Source organism: Brachybacterium sp. AOP43-C2-M15, from assembly GCF_052446295.1.
Classification (GTDB): domain Bacteria; phylum Actinomycetota; class Actinomycetes; order Actinomycetales; family Dermabacteraceae; genus Brachybacterium.
In genome coordinates this window covers 35,558-56,332 of sequence record NZ_JBQSWB010000017.1, presented here as the reverse complement: position 1 = coordinate 56,332, position 20,775 = coordinate 35,558, and the positions used below count along the sequence as shown (strand labels likewise).

Genomic DNA, 20,775 nt, shown 5'->3' with positions numbered 1-20,775 from the left:
CTTGCAACCTACCGCCGCGGTCCTTGGATGTCGCCCGAGTAGTGCAGGTGCCCAGACGCATCGACTGAGCGGTGGCCGTGCCGTAGGCGGTCGGTTGTAGGGTGGCGGATCACGGCTGTCGCAGGTGCATGCGCACGGTTTCCCAGAGGGTATCCGCGCAGCTCTCCGGCGCTTCGTCGGCTCTCGTGCGGACGATGCTCGTTGATGGCAATAGGCCGCGGAGGTTCGTCGCGTCGGAGAGTGCACTGGCCACGAGGGTTTCCGGCTCTCCTCGACTCCGGAGTCGGTTAGCCCTGACGGTGTCGTCGACTTCCCAGCCGACGAGTGTCCTCACGTCCGATGCTGGGACGCTGTCCGGCACCTGCGTGAATAGGACCATGTCGAATCCAGCTCGCGTAGCATATCCGGTGATGCGTTCCCAAAGCCGATCATATGCAGGCCAGATCGGTGCCGCTGACGGGTCGGCGATGCGGACGCCTAGTAGTGAGCCGTCTTCGAGCACCTCGTCGATGTCGGCCACCACGGCCTCGCCCCGGGCGCGCGTGATCAGATGGGGGAGGACGGTCGACTTCCCCGTGCCAGGCGGCGCGGCGATGCACAACAGTGCACCCCGGTGGCGGTGGAAATCGTTCATGACGTCGGCCTCTCAGGAGCTGGTGGCATCGTCGCAATCCAGCGTGCCAAGTCCCACCTCCGTTCGCGAACTGTAAACGGCCCGATGCGACCAGGGCGTGTCTCCCAGGTTCATGAGGGTCTGACCTGCGAATCATGAGTAGATGAGCCGACGGAGCGTGTTGTCTGTAACGCCTGGTGGGAGGCGATCGAGCCCCTGCTCCCCGCTCAACACCCCTGGTCAGGAGGGCCAAGGCGGGATCATCGGCAGGTGATCGAGGGAATCATCGACCGCTATCGGTGCGGGATCGCCTGGCGGGACGTCCCCGCTGGCTCTGGGCCCTGGCAGACGGTCTGGAAGCGCCACCGAGCTGGTCCGCTGACGGCATCTGGGACCGGGGCCCCGACGCGCTGCTGGGCCGTGTCGACGCGAACGGGGAGCTGGACTGGTCAGTCGCGGAGGACCCCACGATTTGCCGCGCTCACCAGCACGGCACCAACCCCGAGCGCGCCACAGGGGGCACTCTGGAACCATAGGAATCGACGCGTCGAGCCGGTTGATCACGAGCTGGGCCGCTCCCACGGCGGGCTCTCCACGAAGATCCACCAGCTCGTCGCCGGGCACGGCCTGCCCCTGGAGATCCTGTGTGGACCCGGCCAGGGCAGAGACTTACCGATGCTCGGCCCACTGCCGGACGCCGAGGTCCACCGCGGCCGCAACGTCATCGACCACGGCTACAGCGAGGTGAAGCAATGGCGAGGCCTGTCCACCCGCCACGACAAACTCGCCCTCACCTATCGCGCCGGAGCTGTCCTCCACGCCATCATCCAATGGCTCAAGCGGCGGGATCCGCTGTCGATTCCGGTGCGTGCACCACGAAGGGCTGATGGTTGAAGAAGCCGTTCCTCGCCTCGACCGCGATGTGTTGGCCCTCCGGGACCTCGATGTGCGACCCCGCAACTCCTAGAATGCTGGCTGTGCCGCGATAGCGCGCGCCGACGCCAACTTCATGTGAGCCCACAGTGGCCTCAACCTGGAGCGGTCGACCCCACCTCGCCTCATGGTCGATACCGTCCAAGCGAACAACAGGGCGTGCGAAGAGCCGCACGAACCACCCGTTGACCCAATGGGTACGAGGCGTGACAGTCACCGACGAAGTCATGACACCACCCTGCCATGCCCGCCGGGCGCGCGATCGCAGGCGGTCAGGAGACACGCCCTAGTCTTGTCGCGCGGAGCGGCCATCTGGAACTATCGACGCCTCTTGAGTATGAGCACCACGACTGCGACCGCGAGAAGCGGTGTCGCGAGCAGGCCCAGCTCTACAGGACTGAGTGCTAGAAAGTTCATGCCCATGTCCTGATAGATGTTCCGTTCCCGCTGATCATGAAGCCTCGGCTTATGCGCTTGCCATTGTGGGCGACGCGCTTCAGCGTCCAATCAGTCTTGCAGGTCAAGAGGCCGCAGCTGAGGGAGTGGTATGAAAATGGCCAGGGGCTGACCGAATCGAGGCGATAAAATTGGAGCTGTGGTTGCTGCAGTAGTTGACCTTGATTGCCGTGGCGCCGTTGTCGTCGAAGTTCGCCTGAGTGGCAATTGGGCCATAGTTGATCCCGAGGATCTTCCATGTCGTCGTTCTGTGTGCGCGATTCCCGGTGGCGCGTGCCGTCAGGTCGCCCACTCCTGACCTGGTGCCGACTGTAAGTTCAGGATGGTCCGGCTCCATCTCATCCCCGCGCTCTGGGTCGCTGAAGCGTGGACCTTCCCTGGGGTCGGGCCCGATCGAGTATTCCCGCACCCCTCGTGTTGCTCAGGACGAGGCTCACTTCAGCATGCACGATCTCGCCAGCGGGTTCCATAACGTGTTGTGCCGCTGCGCCGGAGCCGTGAATCGCAATCCGTGTCGTTCTCGGATGACTCGTTGGCGATGTCATGCCAGCGAGCCTACCCAGTCATCGGGCTTTTATGCCCAGTGAACGACCCGGGTCGGGAGCTGGGAGCGCGGCAACCAGCAAGGTGTCGTAGGCGTAGGGCGACAGGGCTCCGTCGGGGTTGTCATGCCTCCGGGCGACGGATGCTGGGGATTCCGACCGAGACTGAAGAGCTGTGCAGGAAGGGGCTGCTGTGCGGCGATTCACGCTGAACCGCTCACCCCGCTCCACCAGCGTCGCGCTCGCCCCGAAGAGGCCGACGGCAGCAGCGCGCCTGGGCGAACGGGGCAGGACACGACGTTCGCGGGTCAGCGGACGTCGCGCTCGAGATCGATGATGCCGCTCGCGACCTCGGCGGTGTTCTGCCAGGCGGGGAAGTGCCCGCCGTCGGGCAGCTCCTCCCAGGCGCGGAGGTCGAGATAGGTGCGGGCGGCGTAGCTGCGCGGGAACCCTCGCTCTCCGTGCTGCACCTTCACCCGCACGGGCACCTCGATCTGCGGCATATCGGTCTCGTGACGGCCGTCGGAGTAGGCCCGGAACGAGGTGCCGATCGAGCCGGTCAGCCAGTACAGGGTGACCGTGGTGAGCAGGTCGTCGTCGCTCCAGTGCTGCTCGGGGGCATCGCCGCTCCAGGCCAGGAGCTTCTCGGCCACCCAGGCCAGGAGGCCGGTCGGGGAGTCGAGCAGGGCCACCGCGAGCAGATCGGGACGGGAGGTCTGGAGCCGCGCGTAGCCGTCGGCTCCCCGCCATTCGTCCTCCAGCCACGCGAGCCATGCGCTCTCCTCCTCCGAGAGGTCCTGCCTGCGGGAGGCAGGGGCGAACGCGGCATGGGTGGCGAACAGTCCGGCGACGTGGTCCGGATGGCTCGCGGCGAGCCGGTCGCTCACCGACGCGCCGACGTCCTCGCCGTAGGTCAGGTAGCGCTCGTACCCGAGACCCTCGGTCATCAACCGGTTCCACAGGTCCGCGACGTTCCCACTGGTGAACGGCCTGTCCGCGAACGGCGCGCTGAATCCGAAGCCGGGCAGGGACGGGATCACCACGTCGAGGCCGGCCGCGGTGAGCGCGGGCACGATCCTCGTCATCTCCACGAAGCTGTACGGCCAGCCGTGGCTGAGGATGACCGGCAGCCGGCCCGAGCGCACGGCAGCCTCGCCGGGGGCGACCACGGCATGCACCCGCTGCCCGTCGATGGTGGCCATGACCTGTGGCAGCGTGTTCAGACGCGCCACCTGCGCGCGCCAGTCGAAGCCATCGCGCCAATGGGACACGAGGCCGGCGAGTCGCGACATCGACATCCCGCTCACCTCGGCAGCGCCCGGTGAGTCCTCTGGGATCGTGATGCCGGCCAGCTCGTCCCGCAGCACAGCCACGGCGGTGGCGTCCTCGGCCACCTCGAACGGTTCGATCGTCACGCTCACAGCGTTCATCCTATGAGAGCCGTTCTGGCAAAGAGAAGCGTCGTGGCATGTCGGACGTGCACGCGGTGAGCGACGGCGGGAGCCGCGGAACGGCAGCGCGGCCTGAGGTCGCGGTCACGCGAGAGAGCAGCGAGAGCATCGGCTCGATGGGCCCGCTCCTCGACCTCTGATGCCGCCAGGCCATGCTCTTTCCCTCCTCGCCCCGACCGACGTGAGGACGGCGAAAGGAAGCCAGGGCGCGTCGTGCACGAGGAGCCGGCGGCGTGGGCAAGGAGCCGGCGGCGTGCGCGAGGAGCCGGCGGCTGTCACCTCGACACGCGCGCCCATTCCCCCGATCCGGCCCAGCACTGCGCGAGATCGGGGGAACGGGCTCGTCGACGAAGCGTGTCGAGGGCGATGCGAGGGGCGGCACCCTCGTGGCCGCAGGCGGCTCGGCCCTGCCCCGCCCGCTAAGCTCGTCCGCGGGGGAGATACCGCCGCGCCCACGAGGGCCGGGCTTGCGAGAGGGCACACATGACTGACACGAGCCATCCGTACGGCGACGGGGGAGGCCAGGGCCAATCCGGCAGCGGAGACCCAGGCCACGGCCAGGACGGCCGCGCACCGTACGGCTACGACGAGGTCCCGCCGACGTCGGAGCCCTCCGCAGACCCCTTCGGCTCCGCTCCTGCGGCCCCGTCCCCGGCCTTCGGCTCCGCTCCGGCGGCCCCTATTCCGGCCCCGGCCTTCGGCTCTGCACCCGAGGCCAGGACCTCCGGCGCCCCCGCCGACTCGGCAGCACCGCCCACGTCGGCCTCCTCCGCCGCGCCGGCTCCCTGGGGTGCCGCGCCCGCGCCCGCTCCCTGGGATGCCTCGGCCGCGCCCGCTCCGTGGGCATCGTCCGCCCCCTCCGCCCCGGCGGCACCCGCCGGCACGCCGGGCACGCAGCCGCTTTCCGCCTCGCAGCTCGGCTCCGTCCTGGGACGGCTCGGCATCGGCAACCCCCTCCTCACCTTCGCGGGCGGAGCGCTGGCCTATGTCGTGGCCCTCGGCGCCGCGCTGGTGGTGATCCTCTCGGCCGTCCTGGCGATGTTCACCCTCGACACGGGTGACCTGGCCGGAGGCGCCCCCGACCCGACCGGCGGATCGGCCTCACCCTCGGGAGGCGACGGGTGGCGGGTGATCGTGGGCCTGGTGGGCATCCCGTTCCAGCTGGTCTCCCTCGCGACCTTCGGCTCCTACGACGTCGAGCTGAACCTCGGCTTCCTCGGCAGCGCCACCATGGGATGGCGCGGACTGCCGCTGCTGATCACCGTCGCGATGGTGACGACCGCCTTCGTCGGAGCCCGATTCGCCCAGCGTCGCTGGGGCTCGGGGCGCTGGGGCTCGAACGGTGTGCTCGGTGCCTTCCTGTGGTCGGGGATCTCGGGGCTCGCGGTGGCGATCTTCGCCGTGATCGCCACGCGCGTCACCGCGTTCGCGGTCGAGGACGCCTCGGTGGGGATGTCGATCTCGATGCACGCCGCCGGGGTCGACATGTTCGTCGGCACCTGGGCGCTCATCGGCCTCCCGCTGTTCCTGGGACACGCTGCCGGGATGGAGAAGCCGGCCTGGTGGCCGCTGGTGGCGGACCTCGCCGCCGCCCCTCGGCTCGCTCTCGTCCACGCCCTGGCCTTCGCCGTCCCGGTGGGTGCCCTCCTCGCGGTGGGCGGTGCGATCGCGCTGGCCCTCGAGGGGGAGGCGTCCTCCGTGCTCACCCTGCTCCTCGCGCTGCCGCACTGGGGCCTGAGCGGCCTCGCGCTGCTCCCCGGCCTGGGGATGCTGTCCGTGCCTGTGCACGTGAACCTGCAGGGCAGCGTCGAGGAGCTCGGGCTGGAGCGCACCAACGAGTTCCTGTGGTTCTTCGACCTCCCGTGGTACGGGTGGATCCCCCTGGTGCTGATCGCGCTGCTGATGCCGGCGGTGGTCGCCCTGCTGTGGAACCGGGATCGCGAGATCGTGACGGGGAACGTCCTCGCGCTCGTCGCCTCGTGGCTCGCGCTCCCGCTCGCCTACGCCGCGTGCTCGGTGGTCCTGCTCGCGCTGGTCTGGACCAGCATGGAAGCGCAGATGGGGATGCTGGGGAGCATCGTGGTCAACGGCGGCCTCGCCCTCTGGATGCCGGTGGTCGCATTCTTCCTCGGGGTGCTGGTGGAGGTGCTCGCACGCTTCGGTGCGCCGTTCGTGGATCGCTTCGTCCCCGGTCTCCTCGTGAACTGGTTCCGACGGTCGGCCCGGGCGCGCCGCGCCGCGGGGGCCCGGGGCCCGGGCGCGACGCCCCCGGGACAGGCGCCGGCATCGCCGTCCTTCCCCGGGGCCTGAACGCGCGGCTGTCACGCTGTCCTGCTGTCCCGCCGGCCTGCTGTCCGAGGAGGACTCAGAGCACGAGCAGCAGGATGATGATGATCAGGAGAAGGGAGGAGAGGCTGATCGGAAGAATGGCCTTGCGCATGTCGGGTTCCTTCGGTCGGGTGTCCCGTGGGGCTCTCCGACGGGGGTCCGTCAGCGTAGGGGGCGGTGTCCCATGACACCGTCAAGAGGACGTGCGGACCGGCATCGGTGCAGGTCAGGTTCGGCAGACCGTCCGGTCGAGAGGTCCAGCGGGAGGAGTCGGCGATCGATTCGGTGCTGAAGAAGACGCTGGCCGCCGCCGGCCTGCCGGCGACAGGGCGCTTCGTCCCGAAGGCCGGCTGGGTCAGCCGCGCGTGGATCGGTGAGGACGTCGTGGTGCGAGGCAGCAGCGACGGACAGGTCCTCGACGCGTACCGCCATGAGGCCGCCGTCGCCGATCTGCTCGCCGGCAGCGCCGTCCCGCACGCCCGGCACATCGCCCACGGCGACGGACCGGACGGGCCGTGGTGCGTCACCGAACGTCTGCCCGGCCGCTCCCTGCACGAGGTCTGGCCGGCGGCGGACCGTCGCACCCGGCGCACGATCATCGAGAGCCTCGGCACTGCCCTGCGCGCCCTCCACCGCGTCCCCGTCCCGGCCGAGCTGCTGCCGCCCTGGCTGTCCGGCGCCCTCGCGGGCGGTGAATGGCCCGCGTACCACCCGCCCGTCGTGAGCAGGACCCTCCAGCGGGTCGAGGCCGCTCGACGACGGCCCGGCCATGACCCGCGCCTGCTCGCCGACGTCGCGGCATGGGTCCAGGAGCGACTGGTGCTCTTCGAGGGAGACGCGCTCGTCCTCGTGCACGGCGATCTCCACGGGTCCAACGTGATCGTCGACGGCGGACGCGTCACCGGCCTCGTCGACTTCGCGGAGGCGCTGGCCCAGCCGGCGGACGCCGAGCTCGACACCCTCCTGCGCTGGTGCGCGCGACCGGCGGAGTTCCCTCCCACGCCCGAGGCCCGCGGGCTCGACGCCCCCGCCCTCGCCGAGGTGCCGCGGTGGCTGCACGATGCGTACCCCGAGCTGTTCGAGCGCGAGCACCTGCGGGAGCGGCTGGACGTCTACGACATGCACATGGAGCTCGCCATCCATGCGCACCACCCGCACGAGGATGTCCGTGCGACGGCACGGGGCCGCATCGCTCGCCTGCTCAGGGGCCACAGCCATCGGGACGGGCTGTCCTGGTAGGTCGTCGCGGCGCGAGGCGCCTGTGCTGTCGGGGCGCGCTCGCCGTAGGCTGGAGGAATGGCCGCAGATCCCGACCTCACCGAGCGGGTGCGCTCGCTCCTCGCCGACCAGTCCCCGCAGGAGAAGCCGATGTTCGGGGGCCTGGCGTTCCTGGTCGCGGGTCACATGGCGGTCGCCGTGGGGGAGGACGGCCTGCTCGTGCGCGTCGATCCCGAGGCGGAGCGGGTCGCCGCCGACCCGCGGGCGGGCGAGGCCATGCCCGGCCGGCCGATGCGCGCCTGGCGCTCCTTCGACGTCGACGCGGACACCGAGGATCTGCCCGAGCTCGTCGCCCACGCCCTGGAGCAGGTCCGTGCCCTGCCGCCGAAGGCGTGACCGCTCAGCACCGGCGATGCACGGACCGACCGCTCGACGAGCGTCCCGGAGCGGACCATCGCAGACTCCGTCGCGAGATCACGACGTCGGGCATGCGGGGTCATCGCTGCGCGGAGCGAGGGTCCGCGCAGAAGCGCAGGAGGAATCGACACGCAGGAGGATTCATGGAGGCCGCCGAGTTCGCGGTGGAGACCCCGGACGGGGAGATCGAGTTCGCGTCGACCGGGCCCGCCGCCGAATACCTGCTCGAGAACGGGTTCGCCGATGCTGAGCGCGAGCCGCACTGGCACCTTCGCTGGTGCCTCGACCGCATGGAGGTCGGCGAGTCGATGGACGTCGGGCCGGCCAGGGTGCTGCGCCTCGCCGCTCGAGGCTGAGGGGACCGTGATGACGATGCGCTAGAGTCGCAGATGTCATTAGCCGATCTAAGGAGTTCGCCGTGGAGCACCGCGCCGTCGTCGAAGTCATCCGCAACGTCATCGAGAACCGCGAGGGCTCCGAGATGTCGCGCAGCATCGAGGACTACGACCTCGAGGCGATCGCCGTCGAGATCGACCAGCGGACCGGCGCCGCGGACGCCGAGGGGCTCGACCCGCAGCAGTACTGGCAGATCATCGAGATGCACGCCAGGTCCTGACGGCGACGGTCGCGCCCGCGCGGAGCGTACTGCCGGGCACCCGGGGGATCAACGGGGAGTTCTCCCCATGGGGGAAGGGTGTGACCCACGTCAAATCCCCTCTAGGGTCGAAGTCGCCGACGCGGCGTTCGCCGTGGCGGAATCGCCGAACAGCGAACCCGACGTGAAGAGGGGACGACGAACGATGAACTCCAGGACCATCTCGCACCGACTGCTGGGCGGTGCCGCGGCTGCGGCCCTCGCCGCCGCCGGCCTCACCATGATCCCTCAGGCCGCCCATGCCGCCGCGCCCGGCACCACCACCGCTGACCTGACCATCCGGTCCGGCACCACCACCGGCTCGAGCGCGCTCGGGCAGATCCCGGCCGACACCACGGTCGACCTCGAGTGCCAGACCGAGGGAGAGACCGTCCAGGGCACCTACACCAGCGAGTTCTGGGCGAAGGTCAGCTATGACGGGGCGGAGGGCTACGTGTCCCGCGCCTACGTCACCGTGCCCGACGCCTCGGGGCTGGGTGCCTGCGACGACGCGGAGGAGCCCGATCCGGGGATCTCCGAGGACCGTCAGGAGGTGCTCGACCGCGGCCAGACCTGGGTGGATCGCGGCGTCCCGTACTCCATGGAGGACTACACGCACGGTCCGGACGGGCGCCAGTACCGCACCGACTGCTCCGGCTTCGTCTCCATGGCGTACGGCCTGGACACCAGCTACTCCACCGTGACCCTGCCCGAGCACTTCACCGAGATCTCCAAGGGCGACCTCCAGCCGGGCGACATCATCGGCAATCTCGGGCCGGGATCCGGGGGCGCCGCCGGGCACGTCGTGATCTTCACCGGCTGGACGGACGACTCCCAGACCACCTTCGGCGTCATCGAGCAGGCCGGCGGCGTGGGTGCCGTGGCGCGCACGCACACCTGGGGTGACGCCTTCTGGAGCAACAACGCCTACCGCTACGACGGCTTCTGAGCCGACGGTCTCTGAGCCGACAGCTTCTGAGGCGACGCGCCGCGAGCGGCGGGGTCTCCGGGTCCGCCCGGGGCCCCGCCGCTCGGGCGTCGGGGACATTTCGGGCGCACCTGCGATGATGCGGGGATGACGCGCCCGCTGCAGATCCCCGGTGCCTTCCGTCGACGGCTGCTCCACCAGGACCGCTCCACGGCCCGGTGGCTCGACGCGGCCCCGGAGCACGCCGCGGGCCTGTGTCGGCGCTGGGGGCTCGAGGCCGACGGGGATCCGCGCTTCGGCGGCACCAGCATCGTGCTCCCGGTGCGCACGGACTCCGGTGAGCCGGCGGCGCTGAAGCTCGTCTCCCCGCTCGCGGACGCCTCGCTCGAGGCCACCGCGCTCACCGCCCTGGCCGGTCACGGGGTGGTCGACCTGCTGCGGGCCGACGGCGACGAGGGTGCTCTGCTGCTCGAGCGCCTCGCGGCCCGGACCCTCATCGAGCACCCGGATCCGGTCGAGGCCGCCCGGATCGCCGGGGAGGTGGCGGGGCGGATCGCCGCAGTGCCCGCCCCGCCTCTCACCCCGCGCCTGGCCGAGACCTCCCGGTCCTGGGGCGAGGCGTTCCAGGCGCAGCACGTCCGCGCCGTCGCGGCAGGGCTGCCGATCCCGTCGGGCGCCGGGGAGCGGACAGCGGAGATCATCGACGACCTCGCGGAGGACTCCTCGACCACCCTGACCCACGCCGACCTCAGCCTCGAGAACGTGCTGCGCCGCACGGACGGCGAGTGGGTCGCCATCGACCCCGGCTCCCTCTGCGGACCGGTCGAGTTCGAGGCCCACACCGTCGTGCGCAGCGTGCTCGGCGCCGTGCTGGAGGCGCCCCGGCCGCGGGAGGCGATCCGTGCCGTCGTCGACGCGTTCTGCGACGCCGCGGGCGCGGATCCGGACCGGGCCGAGACGATCTCCTTCGCCCGGTTCGTCGCCTCCTGGTTCTGGGAGTCCCAGCACTCCGGCCGGGCCGACGACATCCAGCGGCTGCTGCGCGTCATCGAGCTCACCGTCGACGAGTCGGACTGACGCGCAGCGGGCCCCTCGGCGCCCGCGCTCGGCCCTCCAGCTCCGCCTCGGCATCACCCGCGGTGTGATGGGATGGGAGCAGACGCGGCCCGGGGGCGGCCGCAGTGCGCAGGGGAGTCACATGGTCCATCCCGTCAGCCCGCCCGTCGGCCGGCCGCTCACCACGGCGGTCACCGGCACCAACGGCAAGACCTCGGTCGCGACCGCGACCCTGCAGCTGCTGCGGGCCGCGGGCCTGCCCGCGGCCGGCTACGACTCCACCGGGATCCACGACGTCCACGGCACGCTGCACGAGGCGCGGCCGCGACGCTCCCCGGACTACCTCCCCGAGATGATCGCGCGGCAGGTGCGCGAGGGCGCCGAGGCGATCTCGCTCGAGGCGTTCGTGGGGATCCTCAAGGACGGTCTGTTCGAGCGGGTGCCGGTGGACGTCGCCGTCTGCACGGGCCTCGAGCGCGACCATCTCGACGTCCACGGCAGCCTCGAGTCGTACTGGGGCGCGAAGCTCTCGCTCTTCGGACGCCACCTCCGGGCCGACGGGGTGGCGGTGATGGCCGTGGACTGCGCCCGCGGTGACCTGGTCCGCGCGGAGGTCGCGCGGCGAGGGGCGCGGCTGGTGACGGTCGGGGAGGGCGGCGACGTCCGCTTCGTCGCGGCCGACGGGGGAGCAGTCGACAGGGGAGCAGCCGACAGGGGAGCAGCCGACAGGGGAGCGGTCCTCGGCGGGGTGCCGGGACGGCTGTTCGTCGGCGCGCAGTCCTTCGAGGTCGTGCTGCCCGTGCGCCATGCCGTCGCCGTCACGAATCTCCTGCTGGCCGCGACCGCGGTGATCGCCCTCGGCATGGCACCGGGCACCGTGGCCGCGGCCCTCGCCCGCGTGAGCCCGCCCCCGGGGCGGCTCGAGACGATCGGCCGCCGGGGCGGCGTCACCGCCGTGGTGGACACGGCCCACAACCCCGCGGCGCTGCGCACGGCCCTCGCGGCGATGCGCGCCGAGACCGGTGGTCGGCTGCTGGTGGTGTTCGGCGCGGGCGGGGAGCGCGACCGGGCGAAGCGCCCCGAGATGGGGCAGATCGCCGCAGAGCTCGCGGACGTGGTGGTGCTGACCGACGACAACCCGCGCCGGGAGCCGCCGCAGCGGATCCGCGCCGAGGTGCGTTCCGGCTGCCCGGACTGCCTGGAGATCCCGAACCGGGCCGACGCCGTCCGCGCCGCGCTGCTGATCGCGGGGCCGGGCGACACCGTGCTGGTCGCCGGGAAGGGGGACGAGACGGTGCAGCTGGTGGGGACCGAGCGCGTGCCGTACGACGACCGGGAGGTGATCCGGGCGGCGCTGGGGGAGGGCGCCGGGCCGGCAGAGGCCGCAGAGGCCTGAGACATGACGAGGCGCCGCACCCGATCGGATCAGGTGCGGCGCCGCGAGGTCACTCAGACGTACCCGCCGTCGGGGTCGTATCCCCCGTCGGGGTCGTACCCGCCGTCGGGGTCGTATCCGCCGTCGGGGTCGTATCCGCCGTCGGGGTCGTAGCCCCCGTCCGGGTCGTATCCGCCATCCGGGTCGTAGCCCCCGTCCGGATCGTATCCGCCATCGGGGTCGTATCCCCCGTCAGGGTCATACCCCTGGCTTCTCGGGTCGACAGTCATGCGATCCCCCCCTTGTGATCATGTGAGCACTGCCACAGTGATTCAACGCGTCCCGAGCGATCCCCGCAAGGGGTGCGGACGATTTTCTGCACAGGTGCTGGTGGGATCGCGATGTCGTGTCCGCGCGACGGAGGCCGCGGCACGGATCGCCTTCCTCGCAGTCAGTCCAGGCAGAACTCGTTGCCCTCGGGATCCGCCATCACGAGGAAGCCGATGCTCGTCGGCGCCTCCGGCTCGTGCCGCTCGAGCTGCCGCGCCCCGAGGGCGACCAGCTGCGCGCTGCGCTCCTCGAGCGCCGCCATGCGCTCCTCGTCCCGCAGCTCCGAGGCGGTGCGAACATCCAGGTGCAGCCGGTTCTTGGCGACCTTGTCCTCGGGGACCTGCTGGAAGAAGAGGCGCGGCCCCTCGCCGTCGGGGTCCACGAGGGCGGAGGCGCTGTTGCGCCGCTCCTCGGGCACGCCGCTCGCGGCCAGGAACTCGTCCCACGCCGCGAGAGGATCGTCGCCGGGCTCGAGCTCGACGCCGGGCGGTCCGGGATGCACGTAGCCGAGCACCTCCTTCCAGAACAGCGAGAGCGTGCGCGGGTCGTGCGCGTCGAAGGTGATCTGGATCGTGGCGCTCATGGGGTCCTCCGTCGGTCGTGGCTGTCGTGGCTGTCGTGGCTGTCGTGGCTGTCGTGGCTGTCTGCGGCGTCCGTGCCTCGATGATGCTCTTCCCTGCGGACAGGACGTGTCCGCGGAGATGGGTGGTGCTCGGGGCCCGTCGGCGGATCGGGCCGCCGGATCGGAGCCTGTCCTGCCCGTTTATCCTGATCCCATGCCCTCCCTGCTGTGCCTCGACCTCGGGACCTCCGCCGCGAAAGGCGCGCTCATCAGCACGGACGGCACCGCGATCGCCGAGGCCAGCTGCGACTACCCCACCAGGCTCCTCGACGGCGGGGGTGCAGAGCAGGAACCGCAGGACTGGATGCGCGCCGCCCGGGCCGTGATCACCCGGCTGCTGGGCGCCCATCCCGCGCACGGCCGCCCCCTCGCCCTCGGTCTCACCGGCCAGATGCAGGACCTCGTGCTCGAGACCGAGGGCGGTGCCGACCTCCCCGCCGTCCTCTACAGCGACACCCGCGCCGGGTACGAGGCCGAGGAGCTGCATGCCCACCTCGAGCGCGCGGGGACTCCATGGGACGAGGTGAGCGGCAACCAGCAGGACGCGACCAGCTGCGCGGCGATGTTCCTGCGCCGCACGCGGACCGATCCCCAGCTCGCCCGGCGGGTGCGCAGGCTCCTCTTCGGCCCCGCCGGCCATCTCGTGCACCGCCTCGGCCTCGGCGCCTGGTGCGATTCCACCACGGCCGCCGCCACCGGCCTGCTCGACGCCCGCACCCGGGAGTGGTCGCTCCCGGTCGCGGAGGCGGCGGGGATCGAGCCCGCCCTGCTTCCCGCGCTGACCCGCCGTGCGGGCCAGGTCGTCGGGCGCACCGATGACGCCGCCGACGAGCTGCTCGGACTGCCCGCCGGGATCCCGGTCGTTCTCGCGCCGGGGGACGCGGGGGCCACGACCCTCGGGATCGTGGGGCTGGACCCGGGTGACGCCTACCTCTCCCTCGGCACCAGCGGATGGCACGCCTCCGTGCTGGCGGGGACGGAGACGGAGCGGCACAGCGCGTCCCACCACCTCGCACTGGCCGCACGAGGGCGTCGAGCCGGGGATGCGGACGGCGCCCCCGCCCCGCCGACGCTGAGGATCTCCGCCCTGCTGGCCGCCGGTGCAGCAGCGGCCTGGGCGCGCGCGTCCCTGCTCGACGGCGCGAGCCCGGAGGAGGCCGACGCTCTCCTCGAGGAGCGTGAACGCCTCCACGGCCGGGGCCCGACCGGACTGCTCGCCCTGCCCTCCCTGTTCGGGGAGCGCTACCCCGTGCGTGACGCCGACCTGCGTGGCGCCCTGGTCGGCATGGGTCCGCGGACCCGCGGGATCGACATGTACGCGGCAGTCCTCGAGGGCGTCGCGCACGCCCTCGCCCATGCCGACATCTCCGGGCGGGTCGATGGCGGGCGGGTTGATGGCGGGCGGGACGGAGAGGGACGGGACGGAGGCGGGCGCTCCGGCCCTCTGGCGCTGACCGGCGGCGGCGCGGCCTCCGCGCCCTGGCTGCGCATCGTCGCCGACGTCATCGGGCGGCCCGTGCGGGCGGTCGACGGGGCCGACGCGGCACTGGTCGGCTGTGCGATCGCCGCGGCCGACGCCCTGGACCTGCCCTCCTCGATCCTCCCGCTCGCCGCACGGGGAGAGGGCCGCGTCGTCGCGCCCGACCCGTCGGCCGCCGCCGCCCACGCCGCGCTGCGACCCGCCCACCGCGCCCTGTACACCGCCGTCGCCGAGGTGCAGGCGCTGAGTCGCGAGTGCTGAGGTTCAGGCGCTGGGGTGAGGGCGCTGCAGTGCGGGCGCTGAGGCGCAGGCGCTGAGGCGCGGGCGCTGGGGGAGCCCGGGCCCGGGGTCGGGCCGCGGTCCCGAGCTCGAGCGCACGGCGCCGACCATCGGACGCCCGAGTGCGTCCCGCAGCGCCATGCGAGCCTCCCGCACTGTCGTGCACGCGTCCCGCAACGTCATGCGCGCGTCCGCCATCGCCTCGCGGTTGCCCGGCGCCGTGCCGCGAGGGCCGCCGCCGTTCCTCCACCGAACGAGTCATCCACATTCTTCGACCGCAATTGTTGTGGAGGAGAGATCCTCTCGAGCGCATTCTGCAGGTCAGGAGCAGGACCTGTTCGGAGGTACTATTGCGTGTTTGTGGAGGAGAGGTCGTCGGGAGCGACGGAGTTATCCACAGTCTTCGCAAGGGCTTTCGAAATGATGGTCAGCCGGGGAGGATGGAGCCATGTTGATGCCGACGCCCCGGACCTCCTCGCAGGAGCCGCCTGCTCCCGAGGAGCTCCTCGCCGCGCTCTACGCGGCCGGCCCGGCCGCGCTCGCGGAGCTGATCGGGGACGTCGGCTTCCAGCTCGCCGCGATCGCCACCTCGCCGAAGTCGATGTTCGAGGTGAGCACGCGTCCGCGGAGCGAGTACAAGAACCTGCTCGACATGATCCACGGCGCTCGCAGCTCGCTCGACGCGCTCGAGGCGCGAGCCGTGGTGTCGTTGGCCGAAGCGACGCGGCGGGATCACATCCATGCCGTATGGGACGAGACGGCGCACGAGGACGACTTCCTCCCGCCTCTCGAGCGCATCATCCGGCAGGCCGATCGGAAGACGTCCAGGGACATCTCTCTGGTCACCCGACGTGCCCCGTCCGCCGCCGATACCAGCCTCGCGGCGGCGCGTCGCCTGGTCGGCTCGATGCCTCGCATGCTCAGCGCTCTCGCCGGGGGAAAGGTGACAGCGCAGATCGCCTACGCGACGGCCTCCACCATGGCTCCGCTCGACGGACTGCAGCGCCGCCAGGTCGACGAGATGCTCCACGAGATCCTCCCGCGGATGGATGGGGCGGGCGTCAAGAAGTGGAAGGGCGCCGCCGCCCAGGCCATCGGGCAGCTCGATCCCGGCGGTGCCGCCCGCCGGCATCGGACTGCGCGGACGTCGCGGAACGTCACTCTTACCCCGGGGGAGCACGGCATGGCGACCCTCAGTGCGCATCTGCCCGCACTCGACGCCAAGCTCGCGCACAAGCGGCTCTCGCTCGAGGCGGAGCGTCGACGGGCCGAGGGCGCGCGGGAAGGACACAGCGCGCTGATGGCCGATTCCCTCATCGACACCGTGCTCGGCCGCGACGGCGGGATGGAGCCGGTGACCCTCGATCTCGGCGTGATGATCACGGACCGCGCGCTGCTCTCCCCAGGATTCGGGGATCCGGCGCAGATCGAGGGCTACGGCCCGATCCCGGCCGAGGCCGTGCGGGAGGAGCTGCGCGATGCGCTCGCGGAGCCGACGGACCCGGAGCAGGATCCGTACGGCCCCGACGGGCCGCAGATGCGCGTCGTGATGCGCCGGATCTTCACCCACCCCAGCGCGAGCGAGCTCGTCGCCGTCGAGTCCCGCGCGCGGGAGTTCCCGCCCGCCATGCGTCGCTTCCTGATCTGGCGGGACGGCATCTGCCGCGCGCCCCACTGCAATGCGCCGGTGCGGCAGATGGACCACATCGTCCCGTACTCCCGAGGCGGACCCACCAGCATCGACAACGGGCAGGGTCTGTGCGCCCGCTGCAACGCGGCGAAGGAGGACGACTTCGCCCGGGTCGAGCGGATCGAGGACCCGGACATCCCGGGCCATCTGATCGCGTGGACCGGACATGGCGGCACCACCGTGGTGACCGCCCCGCCGAGCCTCGGACCTGTCGCGCCTCCGCCCACGGAGCCCGAGCTCACCTCTGAGCCTGAGCCCGCCACGGAGTCCGCGCCCGCCACGGAGTCCGCGCCCGCCGCCTCCGCTGCCACCGACGCCGCGACCTCCGCTGACGTCGACGTTCCCGCCACCGACACCGCCACCGCCGAGGTCGATCTCGATCGAGCCGCCGGTAGCGATGTCGTCGGCAGCACCGACGTCGAGGCCTGCGGGGCCGATGCACCGTGGAGCACCTGGGTCAGCATCCGGCTACCCGAGGACCAGAGCGGTGCCGCATCGAGCGGAGTGCACCTCCACCGAAGACCCCCGACGGCGAGCGCCCCGAGGGTGAAGCGCTCTGACGGTGATCCGCTCCGACGGCGAACGCCCCGGCCCTGCCGTCGGGGGCAGTTCCGGGGCGTTCGCTCACTGCGCGATCAGGCCGAGCGCTGCACCCACGCCGTCGTCGCGCCCGGCAGAAGCAGACCGCCGTCGTCGGCCGACTCGAGAGGGCTGCTCGCCAGCAGCACCTCGCCTTCCGGCAGGGCGACCGGCTCCGCACCGAAGTTCGTGACGCTCAGCCAGCCGCCGGGTCGCGCGAAGGCGAGCACGTCGCCGCCCGAGAGCTCCTCGTCCCACTCGAGCGTCTCCGCGCCCTGCAGCTCGGAGCGCAGTCGCAGCGCGGACCGGTACAGCTCGAGCGTCGACCCGGCCGCGCCGTCCTCCGCCTCGACGGAGAAGTCGGCGAACCAGGCCGGCTGCGGCAGGTGGGCACCGCCCTCGCCGAAACCGAAGGAGGACCCGGAGCGGGTCCACGGAAGCGGCACGCGGCAGCCGTCGCGGCCCAGTCCATCGAAGCCGCGGTCCTCGGCCGTGGTGCGCCAGAACGCCGGGTCCTGCCGCTGCTCGTCAGGGATCTCGGCGACCTCGTGCAGTCCCAGCTCCTCGCCCTGGTACAGGTAGGCGCTGCCCGGCAGCGCGAGCTCGAACAGGGTCGCCGCCCGTGCGCGGCGCAGACCGAGCTCGCGGTCGATCCCGTCCTCCGGGCCCCCGGCCGCCACCCACGCCGCGCCCTGCTTCACCGGGCGGCCCTCCCGCGGCGGCAGGCCGTAGCGGGTGGCATGGCGGATGCCGTCGTGGTTCGAGAACACCCAGGTGGTCGAGGACCCGGTGACCGCGGACTGCGCGAGATTGTCGGTGACGATGTCGCGGAAGTGCTCCGCCGCGAAGTCCGCCTCCATGAGGTCGAAGTTGAACGCCTGCCCGAGCCCTTCGGGGCTCGCGTACTTCGCCCGCCGCTCCGGGGTCTCCACCCAGGCCTCCGCCACCGCGATCCGCGGCGGGTCGTAGCGGTTGAACAGCTCGCGCCACTCGGCGTAGATCTCGTGCACGTCGTCGCGGTCCCACAGCGGATGGGAGCCGTCCTTCGGCATCTCCTTCAGCTCCGCCGTCGAGGGCAGCTCGGCCGGCAGGTCCTTCGCCAGGCCGTGGGCCACGTCGATGCGGAACCCGTCCACCCCGCGGTCCGACCAGAACGCCAGGGTGCGCAGGAAGTCCTCGTGCACCTCCGGATGCTTCCAGTTGAAGTCGGGCTGCTCGGTGGCGAAGGAGTGCAGGTACCACTGGCCGTCCGGGACCCGGGTCCAGGCCGGTCCGGAGAAGATCGAGGTCCAGTCCGCCGGCGGCAGCTCGCCGTTCTCGCCCCGCCCGTCGCGGAAGATGTACCGCTCGCGGGCGTTCGAGCCCTTCGGCGAGGCCAGCGCCTCCTGGAACCACTCGTGACGGTCCGAGGAATGGTTCGGCACCACGTCGACGATCAGGCGGATCCCCGCGCCGTGCAGCGCGGCGACCATCTCGTCGAACTCCGCGAGGGTGCCGATCTTCGGATCCACGTCGCGGTAGTCGTCCACGTCGTAGCCGCCGTCGGCCAGCGCCGAGGGATAGAACGGGCTCAGCCACACCGCATCGACCCCCAGCTGCTGCAGATAGGGGACACGGGAGATGATGCCGCGCAGATCGCCGATGCCGTCGCCGTTGCCGTCCGCGAAGGAGCGCGGGTAGATCTGGTAGACGGCGGCCTGTCGCCACCAGTCGGCGTCTGCCTGCAGGGCGGCGGGAGCGGTCAGGGAAGCAGTGGTCACGGTCGAGGAACCTCCGGGTTCTCGGTAGCGGGATGGTCGTGCGGATTCGGCGCGACCGCCGAGGGGCGGCGGCCGACCGGATGGCGACCGCCGAGGGGCGGCGGCCGACGGGATGGCGACCGCCGAGCGGCCGCCGGCGGGGTGGCGACCGCGTCGCGAGAGGGGCGACGGCGGGCCGGACTCTACTTGATCGCGCCCTGGGTCAGGCCGGACATCACCCAGCGCTGTGCGAACAGGTACACGATGATCGCCGGGGCCATCGCCATCAGGTACGAGGCGAAGGCGATGTTGTAGCTGTTGCTGAACTGGGTCTGGAACATGCTCTGCAGCACCGGGATGGTCTGCAGCGTCGGATCGGAGATGATCAGCGAGGGCATCATGAAGTCGTTCCAGGTCGAGATGAAGGCGAAGATGCCCACGGTCGCGCACATCGGACCCAGCAGCGGCAGGATCAGCCGCCAGAACACGCCCCAGGTGCCCGCCCCGTCCATGCGCATGGACTCCTCGAGCTCGAGGGGGATGGTGCGCAGGAAGGCCGTGAACAGCATCGTGTTGAAGGCGAGCGCGAAGGCGATGTGCAGGATCGCGACCCCGAGCGGGTTGTCGAGTCCGAGCATGCCGGTCAGCTGGATCTGCGGCAGGGCCACCACCGGGAACGGGATGAACATCGCGGCGAGCAGGTAGAAGAACGACCAGCGGAAGAGCCGCCTGTCCCAGTTGCGCACGATCGCGAAGGCCGCGAGGGCGGAGATGATGATCTCGCCCGTCACCGCGATGACGGTGATGAAGATCGAGATCGCGAAGCCGCGCGGGAAGTTCGTGAGGTTCCAGGCCTCGACGAACCCCTCGATGGTCACCGGCGAGGGGAGCGCGAAGGCGTTGCCGTCGACCGCCTGGGAGGTGGTCTTCAGCGACATGTTCACGGTGACGAACAGGGGCACCAGCACGGTGAGCGCGCCGATCACGAGCAGCACGGTCGCGGGCACGTTGATGCGTTCACGGCCCACCTTCGCGCGGCGGCGCCGACGGGTCGGGGTCGCCGCAGCGGCGGTGGGGCGGCCGGCGCCGGACGGTTCGGTGGTGGACGGGGTGGGGGCGGTGGATGAGGTGCTCATGATCCGAACGACGTCCTTCCTCGGGTCACGCGGAGCTGGAGGAGTGCGATGAGGATCGAGATCAGGAAGAAGATCATCGCGTTGGCCATCTGATAGGCGTAGTCGCCGCCCTCGAAGCCGCGGAAGATCGACATCGCCACGGAGCGGGTCGCCACACCCGGACCGCCGTCGGTCAGGCCGACGATGATGTCGTAGGCGTTGAGGTAGTTCTTGAACCCCAGGATCGTGTTGATGACCACGAACCCGGAGACCAGCGGAAGGGTGATGTGGAGCAGGCTCTGCCACCCCGTGGCGCCGTCGATCTCCCCGGCCTCGTACACGTCCCCGGGGATCGTGACCAGGCCGGCGATGTAGATGAGCATCGTGCCCGGGATCGACTGCCAGGCCGTGACGAACACGATCGACAGCCAGGCCCAGTCCGGATCGGCGAGGATCGAGGAGGACAGCACGTCCGAGCCGAGCGCCTGCCCCATTCCGGGCACGGTGTTCGCGAACAGGTACTGGAACACGAAGGCGATGACGATGCCGGAGATGACCATCGGGATGACGTAGATCGTGCGCAGCGCCGTGGTGAAGCGGATCCGCGAGGTCAGTCCGAGGGCGAGCGCGAAGGCGATCACGTTCACGACCAGCACGGTGACCAGGGAGAACCCGAGCGTGAAGCCGTAGGAGCCGAGGATCCCTTCGTCCTGGAACATCGCGACGTAGTTGCGCAGCCCGATGAACTCCCAGTCGCCGAAGCCGATGGAGTTGGTGAAGCTGTACGCGAAGCCCAGCAGCGCGGGGACGGTGACCGCCGCGGTGAACAGCGTCAGGGAGGGGAAGAGGAACAGGTAGTAGAGGGGATCGGTGCGGTGCTGGCGGGAGACCGGGTGGGTCGCTTCTCCTGCCGCGGCACTGCCCGACGGCGGTCGGGTCGGTGTCGTCGTCGACATCGTCACTCCTTGTCCGTGGGGGTGGGGGTCCGTC

At 71.2% G+C, this 20,775-nt stretch carries 16 protein-coding genes and 2 pseudogenes; 11 read left to right on the top strand and 7 right to left on the bottom strand.

What is annotated here, in order from left to right; translation table 11 throughout:
- Positions 1–109: 109 nt before the first annotated feature.
- Positions 110–634 (bottom strand): hypothetical protein, encoded by a 525-nt coding sequence (locus tag ACT3SP_RS15975; RefSeq protein WP_444588293.1) that lies wholly within the window; start codon positions 632–634, stop codon positions 110–112.
- A gap of 156 nt (positions 635–790) precedes the next feature.
- Here ACT3SP_RS15975 and ACT3SP_RS15970 point away from each other — a divergent pair.
- Positions 791–1,507 (top strand): annotated as a pseudogene (locus ACT3SP_RS15970) (IS5 family transposase); the annotation flags it as partial.
- Between the two features lie 1,345 nt (positions 1,508–2,852).
- Here ACT3SP_RS15970 and ACT3SP_RS15965 read toward each other — a convergent pair.
- Positions 2,853–3,959, bottom strand: coding sequence for an epoxide hydrolase family protein (locus ACT3SP_RS15965; RefSeq protein ID WP_444588292.1), 1,107 nt, complete (start codon positions 3,957–3,959; stop codon positions 2,853–2,855).
- Positions 3,960–4,478: 519 nt separating this feature from the next.
- Between ACT3SP_RS15965 and ACT3SP_RS15960 the strand changes: the two genes are divergently transcribed.
- The 8 genes from ACT3SP_RS15960 to ACT3SP_RS15925 all read left to right on the top strand — a co-directional run bounded on the left by ACT3SP_RS15960 (position 4,479) and on the right by ACT3SP_RS15925 (position 11,972).
- On the top strand, positions 4,479–6,305 hold the full coding sequence (locus ACT3SP_RS15960; protein ID WP_444588291.1) for a hypothetical protein: 1,827 nt from the start codon (positions 4,479–4,481) through the stop codon (positions 6,303–6,305).
- A gap of 303 nt (positions 6,306–6,608) precedes the next feature.
- Positions 6,609–7,562 carry a phosphotransferase family protein gene (locus ACT3SP_RS15955; RefSeq protein ID WP_444588290.1) on the top strand — a complete coding sequence of 318 codons (954 nt, stop codon included), beginning with the start codon at positions 6,609–6,611 and terminating at the stop codon, positions 7,560–7,562.
- Positions 7,563–7,619: 57 nt separating this feature from the next.
- The gene (locus ACT3SP_RS15950) at positions 7,620–7,937 is read left to right on the top strand and encodes a TfoX/Sxy family protein (RefSeq protein ID WP_444588289.1); all 318 of its coding nucleotides are present in this window, start codon (positions 7,620–7,622) and stop codon (positions 7,935–7,937) included.
- Between the two features lie 164 nt (positions 7,938–8,101).
- Positions 8,102–8,314, top strand: a complete 213-nt coding sequence (locus tag ACT3SP_RS15945) for a hypothetical protein (protein ID WP_444588288.1) — start codon at positions 8,102–8,104, stop codon at positions 8,312–8,314.
- Between the two features lie 62 nt (positions 8,315–8,376).
- Complete coding sequence (locus ACT3SP_RS15940; RefSeq protein ID WP_444588287.1) at positions 8,377–8,574, top strand: hypothetical protein; 198 nt, start codon at positions 8,377–8,379, stop codon at positions 8,572–8,574.
- 184 nt (positions 8,575–8,758) lie between these two features.
- The gene (locus tag ACT3SP_RS15935) at positions 8,759–9,541 is read left to right on the top strand and encodes an SH3 domain-containing protein (protein ID WP_444588286.1); all 783 of its coding nucleotides are present in this window, start codon (positions 8,759–8,761) and stop codon (positions 9,539–9,541) included.
- Between the two features lie 126 nt (positions 9,542–9,667).
- Positions 9,668–10,597 (top strand): aminoglycoside phosphotransferase family protein, encoded by a 930-nt coding sequence (locus tag ACT3SP_RS15930; RefSeq protein ID WP_444588285.1) that lies wholly within the window; start codon positions 9,668–9,670, stop codon positions 10,595–10,597.
- 121 nt (positions 10,598–10,718) lie between these two features.
- Positions 10,719–11,972, top strand: coding sequence for a Mur ligase family protein (locus tag ACT3SP_RS15925; RefSeq protein WP_444588284.1), 1,254 nt, complete (start codon positions 10,719–10,721; stop codon positions 11,970–11,972).
- A gap of 53 nt (positions 11,973–12,025) precedes the next feature.
- On the opposite strand, the gene ACT3SP_RS15920 is transcribed toward ACT3SP_RS15925, so the two are convergent.
- Together ACT3SP_RS15920 and ACT3SP_RS15915 are read right to left on the bottom strand one after the other, a co-directional pair.
- Positions 12,026–12,241, bottom strand: coding sequence for a hypothetical protein (locus tag ACT3SP_RS15920; RefSeq protein ID WP_444588283.1), 216 nt, complete (start codon positions 12,239–12,241; stop codon positions 12,026–12,028).
- 161 nt (positions 12,242–12,402) lie between these two features.
- Positions 12,403–12,864, bottom strand: coding sequence for a VOC family protein (locus ACT3SP_RS15915; protein ID WP_444588282.1), 462 nt, complete (start codon positions 12,862–12,864; stop codon positions 12,403–12,405).
- A 193-nt stretch (positions 12,865–13,057) separates the two neighbouring features.
- Between ACT3SP_RS15915 and ACT3SP_RS15910 the strand changes: the two genes are divergently transcribed.
- Together ACT3SP_RS15910 and ACT3SP_RS15905 are read left to right on the top strand one after the other, a co-directional pair.
- The gene (locus ACT3SP_RS15910; protein WP_444588281.1) at positions 13,058–14,644 is read left to right on the top strand and encodes an FGGY family carbohydrate kinase; all 1,587 of its coding nucleotides are present in this window, start codon (positions 13,058–13,060) and stop codon (positions 14,642–14,644) included.
- Between the two features lie 466 nt (positions 14,645–15,110).
- Positions 15,111–16,409: pseudogene (locus ACT3SP_RS15905) on the top strand (HNH endonuclease); the annotation flags it as partial.
- A 578-nt stretch (positions 16,410–16,987) separates the two neighbouring features.
- Here the strand turns inward: ACT3SP_RS15905 and ACT3SP_RS15900 are convergent.
- The 3 genes from ACT3SP_RS15900 to ACT3SP_RS15890 all read right to left on the bottom strand — a co-directional run bounded on the left by ACT3SP_RS15900 (position 16,988) and on the right by ACT3SP_RS15890 (position 20,741).
- The gene (locus ACT3SP_RS15900) at positions 16,988–18,691 is read right to left on the bottom strand and encodes a glycoside hydrolase family 13 protein (RefSeq protein ID WP_444588280.1); all 1,704 of its coding nucleotides are present in this window, start codon (positions 18,689–18,691) and stop codon (positions 16,988–16,990) included.
- 182 nt (positions 18,692–18,873) lie between these two features.
- On the bottom strand, positions 18,874–19,806 hold the full coding sequence (locus tag ACT3SP_RS15895) for a carbohydrate ABC transporter permease (RefSeq protein ID WP_444588279.1): 933 nt from the start codon (positions 19,804–19,806) through the stop codon (positions 18,874–18,876).
- Positions 19,803–20,741, bottom strand: a complete 939-nt coding sequence (locus ACT3SP_RS15890; RefSeq protein WP_444588278.1) for a carbohydrate ABC transporter permease — start codon at positions 20,739–20,741, stop codon at positions 19,803–19,805. Before ACT3SP_RS15890 ends, ACT3SP_RS15895 begins: the two co-directional genes overlap by 4 nt.
- Positions 20,742–20,775 lie beyond the last annotated feature (34 nt).

What these genes read in the sequence shown, in the direction of transcription:
- ACT3SP_RS15915 (WP_444588282.1), bottom strand. Translation starts at nt 12,864, where the DNA reads ATGAGCGCCACGATCCAGATCACCTTCGACGCGCACGACCCGCGCACG.
- ACT3SP_RS15910 (WP_444588281.1), top strand. Translation starts at nt 13,058, where the DNA reads ATGCCCTCCCTGCTGTGCCTCGACCTCGGGACCTCCGCCGCGAAAGGC.
- ACT3SP_RS15895 (WP_444588279.1), bottom strand. Translation starts at nt 19,806, where the DNA reads ATGAGCACCTCATCCACCGCCCCCACCCCGTCCACCACCGAACCGTCC.
- ACT3SP_RS15920 (WP_444588283.1), bottom strand. Translation starts at nt 12,241, where the DNA reads ATGACTGTCGACCCGAGAAGCCAGGGGTATGACCCTGACGGGGGATAC.
- ACT3SP_RS15890 (WP_444588278.1), bottom strand. Translation starts at nt 20,741, where the DNA reads ATGTCGACGACGACACCGACCCGACCGCCGTCGGGCAGTGCCGCGGCA.
- ACT3SP_RS15945 (WP_444588288.1), top strand. Translation starts at nt 8,102, where the DNA reads ATGGAGGCCGCCGAGTTCGCGGTGGAGACCCCGGACGGGGAGATCGAG.
- ACT3SP_RS15975 (WP_444588293.1), bottom strand. Translation starts at nt 634, where the DNA reads ATGAACGATTTCCACCGCCACCGGGGTGCACTGTTGTGCATCGCCGCG.
- ACT3SP_RS15925 (WP_444588284.1), top strand. Translation starts at nt 10,719, where the DNA reads ATGGTCCATCCCGTCAGCCCGCCCGTCGGCCGGCCGCTCACCACGGCG.
- ACT3SP_RS15930 (WP_444588285.1), top strand. Translation starts at nt 9,668, where the DNA reads ATGACGCGCCCGCTGCAGATCCCCGGTGCCTTCCGTCGACGGCTGCTC.
- ACT3SP_RS15950 (WP_444588289.1), top strand. Translation starts at nt 7,620, where the DNA reads ATGGCCGCAGATCCCGACCTCACCGAGCGGGTGCGCTCGCTCCTCGCC.
- ACT3SP_RS15960 (WP_444588291.1), top strand. Translation starts at nt 4,479, where the DNA reads ATGACTGACACGAGCCATCCGTACGGCGACGGGGGAGGCCAGGGCCAA.
- ACT3SP_RS15935 (WP_444588286.1), top strand. Translation starts at nt 8,759, where the DNA reads ATGAACTCCAGGACCATCTCGCACCGACTGCTGGGCGGTGCCGCGGCT.